An 11,788-nucleotide genomic window follows, 5' to 3' on the forward strand; every position below is an offset into this window, starting at 1 on the left:
GCTCGTCGTCGCCCCCCGGCCTGTCCGGCCACGCCACCACGTGTGGGGTCCCGGCGGGGACCACCTGGTCGCATCCCGGGCAACGGTAGTCCTTACCGGCGCGCGATCCGGGGACGCGCCGGACGTGGTAGTCATCCGGGTCACCCGACGGGCCGGATTCGAGCGCACCGCCACCCGGCCCCTCCCGCCGGGGCGCCGGACGGCCCGTCCCCGCGCGTCTGTGACGTCTCGGCACCCGGTCCCCGCCCTCAGAACAGCCGCAGGTCCGTCGACTCGATCCCACGGAGAGAGTCGTAGTCGAGGGTCACGCACCGGATGCCGCGGTCCTCGGCGAGGGTCCGGGCCTGCGGCTTGATCACCTGGGCGGCGAACACCCCGCTGACCGGAGACAACAGCGGGTCGCGATTGAGCAGTTCCAGATACCGCGTGAGTTGCTCCACGCCGTCGATCTCGCCTCGACGCTTGATCTCGACCGCCACGGTGACGCCGTCGGCGTCCCGCCCCAGGATGTCGACCGGACCGATCGCGGTCATGTACTCGCGGCGGACCAGGCTGTATCCCGGCCCCAGGGTCTCGATGTGTTCGGCCAGCAACTCCTGGAGATGAGCCTCGACACCGTCCTTCACCAGCCCGGGGTCCACACCGAGCTCGTGCCGGGAGTCGTGGTGGACCTCGGAGAGCGTGATCCGGAGCTGTTCGCCGGCCTTGTTCTCGACAACCCAGAGTTGGTGTCCGGGGTCATCCGGGTGCTCCTGCTCGACCAACGAACAGGGTGGCGTCATCCAGTTGAGCGGCTTGTACGCGCGGTCGTCGGCGTGCACGCTGACGGACCCGTCCGCCTTGACCAGCAGCAGCCTGGGTGCCATGGGCAGGTGGGCCGTCAGACGGCCGACGTAGTCGACCTGACAGGTGGCGACGACGAGACGCACGGTTCCTCCTGGAATCGGGATGTGCCGGACGGCCCTCAGGGCCCTGTAGGGCTGTCAGCGCCGACGGCGGGCCGGAGAGCGGACCTGATCGGTCGAGCAGGCCTCCACCCACGCCAGCAGTGCGGTCAGCTCGGCGGGCCCCACGCAGATCTCGCCCTCCCTGATCCCACCCCTGCGATCGTGGCCGGAGAAGGACACGATGAGCTCCCCCGACTCGGCGACGTCGAGTTCGTGCCCCGTCGGCTGACGGCGGGGCCCCAACTCGAGGCTTCTGCGGTCGAGACGGACGTCAGCCCCGAACCTCACGCTCAACAACCGGTAGAACGCCAGGTCGGTGTCGGAGTAGCGGACGGCTCCGTGACGCCACGCGTCTCCCCCGTCCCGTTTGACCAGGACCGAGGTGGAGTCCCTGCGCACGACCACCAGTCGATAGACGACGGCCGCGACCACCGGGGCGAGGACGAGCAGCACGACGACACCGAGAATGATCCCGGTGATCGCCATCTGCTCAACCCCTTCCGGTGGCCGCGGCCGTCAGGTCACGGGCGGACCGTTCCGTACTGCTAGGCGCCGGCCTTCTCGACCGCGCGGAGCCGACCGCGTGCGGCTGCGGCAGCCGCCTGGTCGTCGCCTGCCTCGGACAGCGCGCGCTCGGCCTCGCCGCGGTCGATGGACTCCGACCACTCCGCGGTCTCGCCGAGGATGCTGACCTTGTTCGCCGTCACGGAGAGGAACCCGCCCTGCACCGCGGCGACCTTCTTGCCCTCGTCCGTGTAGACCGTCACGGTGCCACCGGCGTCCAGCTCGCCGAGCAACGGCTCGTGCCCGGACTGGATTCCGATCTCGCCCTCGGTGGTCTTGGCGACCACCATGGTGGCGGTACCGGACCAGAAACGACGCTCGACCGTGACGAACTCGACCTCGATGTCAGCCATGGTCAGCGGTCACTTCCCCGAGAGCTTCTTGGCGGCCGCCTCGACGTCGTCCAGACCGCCGATACCGTTGAACGCCTGCTCCGGGAGGTGGTCCAGCTCGCCCTTGCACAGCTTGTCGAAGGCCTCGATGGTGTCCGACAGCGGGACGACCGAGCCGACCTGGCCGGTGAACTTCTCGGCGACCAGGAAGTTCTGGCCGAGGAAGCGCTCGAGGCGACGGGCACGCTGAACGGTGACCTTGTCCTCCTCGGAGAGCTCGTCCATACCGAGGATGGCGATGATGTCCTGCAGCTCCTTGTACTTCTGCAGGATCTGGATGACCTGCTGCGCCACCCGGTAGTGCTCCTCCCCGACGATGCCCGGCTCGAGAATCCGGGAGGTCGAGGTGAGCGGGTCCACCGCGGGGTAGATGCCCTTCGACGCGATCGAGCGGGACAGCTCCGTGGTGGCGTCGAGGTGCGCGAACGTGGTGGCCGGCGCCGGGTCGGTGTAGTCGTCGGCGGGGACGTAGATCGCCTGGAGCGAGGTGATGGATCGACCCCGCGTCGAGGTGATCCGCTCCTGCAGCATGCCCATCTCGTCCGCGAGGGTCGGCTGGTAACCGACGGCGGACGGCATGCGACCGAGAAGGGTCGAGACCTCGGAACCCGCCTGCGTGAAGCGGAAGATATTGTCCACGAACAGCAGGACGTCCTGGCCCTGCACGTCACGGAAGTACTCGGCCATGGTCAGAGCCGAGAGCGCGACGCGCATACGCGTCCCCGGCGGCTCGTCCATCTGGCCGAACACCAGGGCCGTGTCCTGGAGGACGCCCATCTCCTCCATCTCGAGGAACAGGTCCGTGCCCTCGCGGGTGCGCTCGCCGACGCCGGCGAACACCGACGTACCGGAGAACTCGCGGGCGATACGGGTGATCATCTCCTGGATCAGCACGGTCTTGCCGACACCGGCACCACCGAAGAGGCCGATCTTGCCACCCTTGACATACGGGGTGAGGAGGTCGATGACCTTCACACCGGTCTCGAGGATCTCGGTCTTGCCCTCGAGCTGGTCGAAGGCGGGCGGCTCGCGGTGGATACCCCACTGCTCGCCGTCCCGGCCGGTGCCGGGGGCGTCGAGGCAGTCGCCGAGGGCGTTGAAGACGTGGCCCTTGACGACGTCGCCGACGGGCACCGAGATCGGCTTGCCCGAGTCGACGACCTCCGCGCCGCGGACGAGTCCGTCGGTGGACTGCATGGAGATGCAGCGCACCATGTTGTCGCCGAGATGCTGGGCGACCTCGAAGGTGACCGTCTTGGCGACGGCCTCGAGTGTGATCTCGGTGGTGAGTGCGTTGAAGAGGGCCGGGAGGGCGCCACGCGGGAATTCCACGTCGACGACCGCACCCAGGACGCGGGCGACCCGACCGGTGAGACCGGCCGTGCCCGTCGTGCTCTGATCGGTAACAGCTGTGGTCATTGCTTAGTCACTTCCTGCGCTAGCGGCGAGCGCACCAGCGCCACCGACAATCTCGCTGATTTCCTGGGTGATCTGTGCCTGGCGGGCCTGGTTGGCCTCGCGGCTCAGGCCTTCCACCAGTTCGGTCGCGTTGTCCGTCGCCGACTTCATTGCCGTGCGGCGAGCCGCCGACTCCGACGCCGCCGACTCGAGCAGTGACGCGAACGCCCTCGTCGACATGTACCTCGGGAGGAGGTTGTCGAGCAGAGTGTCCGCATCGGGCTCGAAGGTGACCTCCGGCTTGAACTCCGTCTCCGGCGAATCCATGTAGTCCTCGCCCAGATCCAGCTCCTCGATCTCGACGCGGGTCTCGATCGGGGCCAGTCGCCGCGCACGCGGGGTCTGCGTGAGCATCGACTTGAACTGGGTGTAGACGATGTGGACCTCGTCGACGCCCTTGCGGGTGGTGTCCCCGGGATAGTCGCTCCCGAGGAACTCCGTCGCGTCGAACGTCTCCGCGCCGCCGGCCGCGAAGGCGGCGGACAGGAGCTGGAAGGCCGGACGGGCCTCCTGGTAGTCGGGCTTCTGGGAGTGTCCCTGCCACGAACCGGCGAGTTCCACCTCGCGGAACGTGTAGTACACGATGCCCTTGTTGCCCAGCACGTAGATGTCGACCTCGCGGCCGGCGTCCTCGAGGAACGCGATGAGCTCGGCGGCCTCCTTGAGGACGTTGTGGTTGTAGCCACCACACATCCCGCGGTCCGAGGTCACCACGAGCACGGCGGAACGCCTGGCGTCCTCCGGCTCGTTGAGCATCCGGTGCTGGACCGACGACGCACTGGCGAGGTCGGTCAGGATGGCGGTGATCTGATCGGCGAACGGCTGGGCCGCCGCGACCCTCGCCTGGGCCTTGGAGATCTGCGAGGTGGCGATCAGCTCCTGGGCCTTGGTGATCTTCTTGGTCGAATTGACCGACTTGATCCGGTCGCGCAGTTCACGCATGTTCGCCATTGCGTCAGATCACTCTCCTCTCGGCCTTGACTCGGATGGCTGTCATCGCAGGCCTCAGGCCTTCTTCTTCTTGGTGACCGTCAGCGTCTCACGGTCGATCTCGTCCTCCGAGAGCGCCTCGGCCTCGGGCTCGTTGACCACCCGCGAACCGTCGGAGGCGACGAAGCCCTCCTTGAACTCGTTGGTCTTGGCCTCGAGCGTCGCCTTGGACTCGTCGGAGAGCGCCGCCCCGCCGTCGATCTGGCTGTAGACGTCGGCAGCGGAGTGCCGCAGGCTCTCGAGCAGCTCGCCCTCGAACCGACGGACGTCCTCGACGGGCACGGTGTCGTAGAAGCCCTCGCCGGCGAGGTAGATCGAGACGATCTGGTCCTCCACGGCGACCGGCGAGTTCTGGTCCTGCTTGAGGATCTCCACCAGACGCTGCCCGCGCTCGAGCTGGGCCTTGGACGCCGCGTCCAGGTCGGAGGCGAAGGTCGCGAAGGACTCGAGGTCGCGGTACGCGGCCAGATCGAGACGCAGCGAACCGGAGACCTTCTTCATGCCCTTGGTCTGGGCGGCGCCGCCGACTCGCGAAACGGAGATACCGACGTTGACCGCCGGGCGCACACCGCGGTTGAACAGATCGGACTCGAGGAAGACCTGGCCGTCGGTGATGGAGATGACGTTGGTCGGGATGAACGCCGAGACGTCGTTGGCCTTGGTCTCGATGATCGGCAGGCCGGTCAGGGAGCCGCCGCCCATCTCGTCGGAGAGCTTGGCACAGCGCTCGAGCAGCCGGGAGTGCAGGTAGAAGACGTCACCCGGGTAGGCCTCACGACCCGGCGGGCGGCGCAGCAGCAGCGAGATCGCACGGTAGGCGTCGGCCTGCTTGGACAGGTCGTCGAACACGACCAGGACGTGGGCGCCCTCGTACATCCAGTGCTGACCGATGGCCGAGCCGGTGAACGGCGCGAGCCACTTGAAGCCGGCCGAGTCGGAGGCCGGGGCCGCCACGATGGTGGTGTACTCCATCGCGCCGTGCTCCTCGAGCGTCGCCTTGACGCCCGCGATGGTGGAGCCCTTCTGCCCGATGGCGACGTAGATGCACCGGAGCTGCTTGCTCTTGTCGCCGGACTCCCAGTTGGCCTTCTGGTTGAGGATGGCGTCGATGCAGACCGCGGTCTTGCCGGTCTTGCGGTCACCGATGATCAGCTGGCGCTGGCCGCGGCCGATCGGCGTCATGGCGTCGATGGCCTTGATGCCGGTCTGCATCGGCTCCTCGACGGGCTGACGCTCGAGCACGGACGGTGCCTGCAGCTCGAGGGCGCGGGTACCGGCCGACTCGATGTCGCCGAGGCCGTCGATGGGCTTGCCGAGCGGGTTGACGACGCGGCCGAGGAAGCCGTCGCCGACGGGGACGGAGAGGACGTTCCCGGTGCGGCGCACCTCCTGGCCCTGGGCGATCTCGTCGAAGTTACCGAGGATGACCGCACCGATCTCGCGGTCCTCGAGGTTCAGTGCGACACCGAGGATCCCGCCGGGGAACTCCAGCAGCTCGTTGGCCATCGCCGAAGGGAGTCCGCTGATGTGCGCGATGCCGTCACCGGTGTCGACGACGACGCCGACCTCCTCCTTCGTCGCGTCGGTCGAAACGGTCGAGGTGTAATTCGCAATCGCGCTGCGGATCTCTTCGGAGGAGATCGTCAACTCCGCCATGTCATTCCTGCTCTCAAAGTCGGGATGTGCTTTATGGGTGTGTACCTGAGCCGCCACCGCTGGAACACGGCCGAGTCGCAGCTCGTCTTGTGCCGGACCGGCCGGTCAGCGGAGGGAACGACGCATCGCGTCGAGCCGTCCTGCCACGCTACCGTCGATGATCTCGTCGCCGACGCGGACGACAACGCCGCCCAGAAGTGCCTGATCGACGTCGTTGTGGATGGCGATCTCCCGCCCGTACAGCGTGGCCAGGCGAGCCCGGAGCTCATCCGACTGCTGCTTGGTCAACGGCTCGGCGCTGGTCACCACCGCCACGGAGCGCCCGCGCAGCTCCGCGGCCTGGGTCGAGATCTCCATGATGTCGTCCGCGGGCATGCCGGACGGGCGGTCCACCGCCTGCGAGGCGAGAGCCTCGGTCACCGCGGTGACCTTGCCGTACAGGACCTCCGCGAGAAGCCCCCGCTTGGCTCCCGCCTCCGCGGTCCGGTCAGCGAGGAGCTGCTCTAACTGCGGATCCCCGGCGACGATGCGGCCGAGCCTGAACAGCTCGTCCTCGACGGCCTGGAGCTGGCCCTGCTGGTCCGCCGAACGCAGGAGCGCCTCCCGGCCGAGCCGGATCAGGCCTTCCCGCAACTCACGCGGGTTGGACCAGTCACGGGACACCGCAGCGAGGAGCAGATCGAGGGTGGTCTGGTCGACCTTCCACCCGAACACCCCACGGACCAGGTCCTGTCGGGCCTCCACCGGGGCCGCGGTGTCGGCCACGGACACCCGGAGGGCGCGGTTGTCCTCGAGGACGCGCACGACCTCGAAGAGTTCCTGGCCCACCTTCGCGCCGGTCGCTCCCCCGGACGGGTTCGCCGCCAGGGTCTGCTCCAGTTCGTCCCGGGTCTGGTCGAGCGCTTCGCGACTCGCTGCGTGCATCGGCTCCACTTCCCTTAGTTCTTGCCCGCGCCGGGGACCCGGTCGAGGTCTGCCAGAAAGCGATCGATGGTGCCCGAACGCCGGACCGGATCCGACAGCTGCTCACCCATGAGCCGCTCCGCGAGATCCACGGACTGACGACCCAGGTCACTGCGGAGCTCCGCGATGATCTGCTGGCGCTGCGCGGCGAGCTGCTGGTTGCCCGCGGCGACGATGCGGTCGCTCTCCGCCTGCGCCTCGGACTTCATGTCCGCGAGGATCTGCTGACCCTGGGCACGCGCGTCGTCGCGGATCTTGGCCGCTTCGCTGCGCGCCTCGGCGAGCTGGGCCTTGTACTTGGCCAGCTCCTCCTTCGCCTCGGCCTGGGTCTGCTCGGCACGACGCAGACCGCCTTCGATGCGCTCGGAACGCTCGTCGAGAACCTGCTGGAACTTCGGGAGGATGAACTTCCAGAAGAGCCACAGGATGACTGCGAGCGGGATGAGCGACCAGACGATGTCATACAGCGGAGGAATCAGCGGGTTGGGGCTGTCCTCCAGGGGGAGTGATTCTCCACCCTCGGCCGCCAAGATGGCGATGACGTTGTTCATGGTGCGTCCCTACGAGGTCGGTGGTCGTCGATCAGAACAGGAAGCCGGCGACGATACCGATCAGGGCGAGCGCCTCGGTGAAGGCGATGCCGAGGAACATCGTGGTACGGAGGGTGCCGGCCATCTCGGGCTGACGTGCCATTCCCTCGACGGTCTTGCCGACGAGGATGCCGATGCCGATACCGGGGCCGATGGCGGCGAGGCCGTAGCCGATCGCGCCGTAGCCCCTCACGGTCGACTCGGTGGCCTGGGCGAGAGTGACGATGTCCATGGGGTTTCCCTTTCAGATGGCCGGCGCGGGCTTTCCCGCTCCGGTCGGACGTGAATTGTCGGGTTGACGGGTGGTCGTGTCAGGCCTGACGGCCCGGGTTCTAGTGGCTCTCCGCGTGGAGCGCGAGGTCGATGTACACCGAGACCAGCAGCGCGAAGATGTACGCCTGGAGGAACAGCACCAACAGCTTGAACAGCGTGAAGGCGACCGACAGCAGCGAGGTGCCCACCGCCAGCAGCGTCCAGCCGTTGAACTGCCAGAAGAAGAAGTTCGTGGCGCTGAACAGCAGGACGATGATCAGGTGCCCCGCCAACATGTTGGCCATGAGACGGATGGTCAGCGTGGCCGGGCGGAGGATGAACGTCGACACCAATTCGATCGGGACGACCAGAATGTGCAGAGCCGGAGGAAGCCCCGGGATCACCACGCTCGCCTTGATGAACTTCGCGAACCCGTATCTCTTGGAACCGGCGTAGATGAAGGTCAGGTAGCCCAGCAGCGCGAGCATCAGCGGGAAGCCGATCCTGGCGTTCGGCGAGATGTTGAGTCCCGGGATGATCGTGGGCAGGTTCATCGCGAACACCGCGAAGAAGATCGTCGCGATGATCGGCAGGAAACGGCGTCCCTGCTCCTTCCCCAGGATCTCCTCCGCGATATGGACCCGGACGAAGTCCAGGCAGATCTCGGCGAAGTTCTGGACCCCGCGGGGGACCAACCTGGGGTTCCGCATGGCGAGCATGAAGAAGCCCAGGAGGACCACGGTCATGAGCAGACGGATGATCATGAGCCGGTCCAGCACGAACGCGTCACCGGCGAATCCGGTCAGCCACTGATCGGCAGGGAAGAACTCGTAGTCAATGTTCGGGGGGTGAAACTCGCCCTTGAAGGCCAGAAGCGTGGTACTCAGTGTGTTCTCCCCTGGTCGTGTTGGGCGACGTACGCCCGAGCGCGTTCGGTACGAGTGGCCCGGTGTTCGCGGCCGAGTTGGGATTCCGCGCGACCGCCTCGGGCCGTGGTGCAGCCCGGTGACGTGCTCGTCTCACCGCAGATGAGGATAACACCCTGGTCTCGGGCCGGTGTCACAGGGGGACCCGTCAGCCGGCATCGGGTTCCACGTACGGAGCCCGGGTCTTGAGGACCGCCCACGTCTCCCCCGCCAGGACCACGATCAGAGCGGCGATGACGGTCACGGCGAAGGCGGGCCGCGAGTAGAAGTCGAATCGGGAGAGCGCCGCCACGACCCCCATGGCGGCGAGGAGTTTGACCAGCCAGGTCCCCAGGACGACGGCCGCGGTCGTCTGGGGCGCCGAGTGGGCCGTGGCGATGACCACGATCGCAGTGGTGAGCACGAACGCGCCGCCCACCGCGGCGCCCATCAGCGCACCCCACAGCCCGGGGGTCCCGTCGACGGCGGTCCATGCCGCCGCGCTGATCACGGTGAGCACGACGAGCGCCACCGCGCCGAGCCGCACCGCCTTGCGGAGGCCGGCTGTGTGTGGGCTTTCGGCGGGCTGCGCGGGTGTCGCGGGGATGTCCGTCATGGCGAGCAGCCTAGCGGGGACCGATCGGCCCGTTCGTGTCGCGCTCACCCCTCGAACTCCTCAGGCGCGGGACCAGGGTGGCGGCGAGGACCGCGATGAGTCCGGCGGCCGCGAGCGGGACGATCACCTCGGTGGGGAGCATCGTCGCCCCGACCGCACCGAACGCGATGAGGGAGACCCATGCGTAGATGACCAGAGCGACCCGCCGATGGGAGTGACCGAGGTCGAGCAGGCGGTGATGCAGGTGCATCTTGTCGGGGGCGAACGGACTGCGGCCGGCGCCGACCCGGCGGATCACCGCCAGGACGAGGTCGAGCATCGGAACGAACATGGCGGCCGCGACCACGATCATCGGCGAGAGCAGGACGATCATCTCCTGCGGCCCGTACAGGCTCTGTGAGATCTTCCCGGACGCGCTGGTGGAGGCCGCGGCGAGGACGAGGCCGATCAGCATCGAACCCGAATCGCCCATGAAGATCCGGGCGGGTTGGAAGTTGTGGGGCAGGAAACCCAGCAACGCCCCGGCCAGGACCGCGGTGACGAGTGCCGGGGGGTACGCCCCGACGGTGCCGCCCTGGTCGAGCATGATCCCGACGGAGAACACACAGATCGCCATGGCCGCGATGGCGCCGAGCCCGGCGGCGAGGCCGTCCAGGCCGTCGACGAAGTTCATCGCGTTGACGATCGTCAGGGTGAAGACCACCGTGAGCAACCCCGCCTGGAGTTGGTCCAGGACGAGGATGTTGCCGTCCCCGAACGGGATGTACACCAACGTCCACGAGACGCCCATGGCCACCAGGACGCCGGCCGCTGCCGCCTGACCGGCGAGCTTGGTCACCGCTCCGAGACCGAGGATGTCGTCGACGATCCCCACCAGCACGATCACCCCGCCCGCGATGATCGTCGCCTCCACGTCCGGGGCGAACGGCGGGAACGCCCGGTTGAGAGCCGGGAGCTGCGCGGCCAGGTAGACCGCGACCAGCATCCCGGTGAAGATGCCGACCCCGCCGAGGCGGGGCGTCGGCACGACGTGCACGTCCCGGTCGCGGGGATAGGCCAGGCCCCCGATCGCCGGCGCCACTCCCCTGACCAGACCCGTGACGACGAAGGTGACCAGGCCGGCCGTCACCGCGATGAGCAGGAGCTCGCGGAACGGCACCCCTATTCCCACGGTCAGACCACCCGGTCAGCCACGCAGGGCCGCGGGGTCGGTCCCCAGGACCTCCCCGACACGCTCCGCGCTCACGGCCCCCTCCCGGACGATCCGGGGGGCGGGTCCGGTGAGGTCGACGATCGTCGAGGGCTCCCCCACCGCGCAGGGGCCGCCGTCCAGGTAGACCGCGACCGAGTCGCCGAGTTGGTCACGCGCCTGCGCGACCGTCGTGGCCGGGGGTTGACCTGAGACGTTGGCGCTGGAGACGGCGAGGGGGCCGACCTCCCGCAGGAGCTCTATCGCGACCGGGTGCAGCGGCATCCGGAGCATCACGGTGCCCTGGGTGTGCCCGAGATTCCAGTTCAGTGACGGCGCCTGGTGCACGATCAGGCTCAGACCTCCGGGCCAGAAGGCGCGGATGAGGTCGCGCGCGGTCGCCGAAGTACTCACGACCAGGCCGTCGATGGTCTCCCAGGATCCCACCAGGACGGGGACGGGCATGTCCGGGCCGCGACGCTTGGCCGAGAGCAGGAGGGTGACGGCGTCCGGGTCGAAGGCGTCGGCGGCGATGCCGTAGAGCGTGTCCGTGGGGGTCACGACGAGCCGACCGGCACGTAGTGCGCCGGCCGCGGAACTGAGGCCGACCTCCCGACCGGTGTCCTCGGTGCAGTCGTAGGTGATGGTCACCGGGTGATCCCCTTCCGGGCTCTCGGGTCGACCTCGTCGTCGTCGTGATGATCGCCGCCTGGACGGTCGAGTCTCGTCGCGGTGACGAAGCGCGGGCGTCCGGCGAGGTCGGTGTGCTGCTCCACGGTACCGAAGCATCCCTGTGCCCAGACCACCGCCGCGACCTCGGCGCCGGTCGTGTCGTCGTGCTCCACCGCCAGGTGCCCACCCGGCACCAGGAGGCCGGCCGCGACGCCGACGAGCGGCGTGATGACGGCGAGGCCGTCATCTCCCCCGAACAGTGCGGTCGACGGCTCGTGCCCGAGCACGTCCACCGGGAGCTCGTCGGACCGTGGGATGTACGGCGGGTTGGACACCACCGCGTCGACCCTGCCCGACAGGCCCGCCAGGACGTCGGGGTCCGTGGCGTCACCCGCGTGGACCACCACCGGGGTGTCCCCCGCCGCAACCCGCTCGGCGGCGTTGCGCCGGAGCCACCCGAGCGCGCTCTCGTGAAGTTCGACTGCGTGGACCTGCGCGTCGGGCCTGGCGTGGGCGATCTCGAGGGCCAGCGTGCCGCTACCGGCGCAGAGGTCCACGACGACCGGGCCCGGTCCGACGCCCGGAGGCCGGAGG

14 protein-coding genes are annotated in these 11,788 nt (G+C 68.5%); all 14 read right to left on the minus strand.

What is annotated here, in order from left to right; translation table 11 throughout:
* Positions 1-248 precede the first annotated feature (248 nt).
* Positions 249-929: an endonuclease NucS gene (gene nucS, locus G6020_RS03520; protein ID WP_182609674.1), complete on the minus strand. Its 681-nt coding sequence runs from the start codon at positions 927-929 to the stop codon at positions 249-251.
* A gap of 54 nt (positions 930-983) precedes the next feature.
* A complete protein-coding gene (locus tag G6020_RS03525) occupies positions 984-1,433 on the minus strand; it encodes a DUF2550 family protein (RefSeq protein WP_182609675.1) in 450 nt (149 codons plus the stop codon).
* A gap of 59 nt (positions 1,434-1,492) precedes the next feature.
* Positions 1,493-1,864, minus strand: a complete 372-nt coding sequence (locus G6020_RS03530) for a F0F1 ATP synthase subunit epsilon (protein WP_179525551.1) — start codon at positions 1,862-1,864, stop codon at positions 1,493-1,495.
* A gap of 9 nt (positions 1,865-1,873) precedes the next feature.
* Positions 1,874-3,322: a F0F1 ATP synthase subunit beta gene (gene atpD, locus G6020_RS03535; protein WP_107747342.1), complete on the minus strand. Its 1,449-nt coding sequence runs from the start codon at positions 3,320-3,322 to the stop codon at positions 1,874-1,876.
* A 3-nt stretch (positions 3,323-3,325) separates the two neighbouring features.
* A complete protein-coding gene (locus tag G6020_RS03540; RefSeq protein WP_182609676.1) occupies positions 3,326-4,312 on the minus strand; it encodes a F0F1 ATP synthase subunit gamma in 987 nt (328 codons plus the stop codon).
* A gap of 54 nt (positions 4,313-4,366) precedes the next feature.
* Positions 4,367-6,007: a F0F1 ATP synthase subunit alpha gene (atpA, locus tag G6020_RS03545; protein ID WP_179525552.1), complete on the minus strand. Its 1,641-nt coding sequence runs from the start codon at positions 6,005-6,007 to the stop codon at positions 4,367-4,369.
* 105 nt (positions 6,008-6,112) lie between these two features.
* A complete protein-coding gene (locus tag G6020_RS03550) occupies positions 6,113-6,931 on the minus strand; it encodes a F0F1 ATP synthase subunit delta (RefSeq protein ID WP_182609677.1) in 819 nt (272 codons plus the stop codon).
* 14 nt (positions 6,932-6,945) lie between these two features.
* On the minus strand, positions 6,946-7,521 hold the full coding sequence (locus G6020_RS03555; RefSeq protein WP_182609678.1) for a F0F1 ATP synthase subunit B: 576 nt from the start codon (positions 7,519-7,521) through the stop codon (positions 6,946-6,948).
* A gap of 31 nt (positions 7,522-7,552) precedes the next feature.
* Positions 7,553-7,792, minus strand: coding sequence for an ATP synthase F0 subunit C (locus tag G6020_RS03560; RefSeq protein ID WP_182609679.1), 240 nt, complete (start codon positions 7,790-7,792; stop codon positions 7,553-7,555).
* Between the two features lie 100 nt (positions 7,793-7,892).
* Positions 7,893-8,618 carry a F0F1 ATP synthase subunit A gene (gene atpB / locus G6020_RS03565; protein WP_241730641.1) on the minus strand — a complete coding sequence of 242 codons (726 nt, stop codon included), beginning with the start codon at positions 8,616-8,618 and terminating at the stop codon, positions 7,893-7,895.
* Between the two features lie 268 nt (positions 8,619-8,886).
* Positions 8,887-9,333 (minus strand): hypothetical protein, encoded by a 447-nt coding sequence (locus G6020_RS03570; protein ID WP_179525555.1) that lies wholly within the window; start codon positions 9,331-9,333, stop codon positions 8,887-8,889.
* Between the two features lie 10 nt (positions 9,334-9,343).
* Entirely contained in the window at positions 9,344-10,504 is a 1,161-nt protein-coding gene (locus tag G6020_RS03575; RefSeq protein WP_179525556.1) for an MraY family glycosyltransferase, read from the minus strand.
* A gap of 15 nt (positions 10,505-10,519) precedes the next feature.
* On the minus strand, positions 10,520-11,173 hold the full coding sequence (locus tag G6020_RS03580; protein WP_179525557.1) for an L-threonylcarbamoyladenylate synthase: 654 nt from the start codon (positions 11,171-11,173) through the stop codon (positions 10,520-10,522).
* The coding region (locus tag G6020_RS03585) for a HemK/PrmC family methyltransferase (RefSeq protein WP_182609680.1) at positions 11,170-11,788 on the minus strand (619 nt) is incomplete at its 5' end. The genes G6020_RS03580 and G6020_RS03585, both read right to left, overlap by 4 nt.

This window comes from Dietzia sp. B19 (assembly GCF_014145155.1).
In the GTDB taxonomy this organism is placed as follows: domain Bacteria; phylum Actinomycetota; class Actinomycetes; order Mycobacteriales; family Mycobacteriaceae; genus Dietzia; species Dietzia natronolimnaea.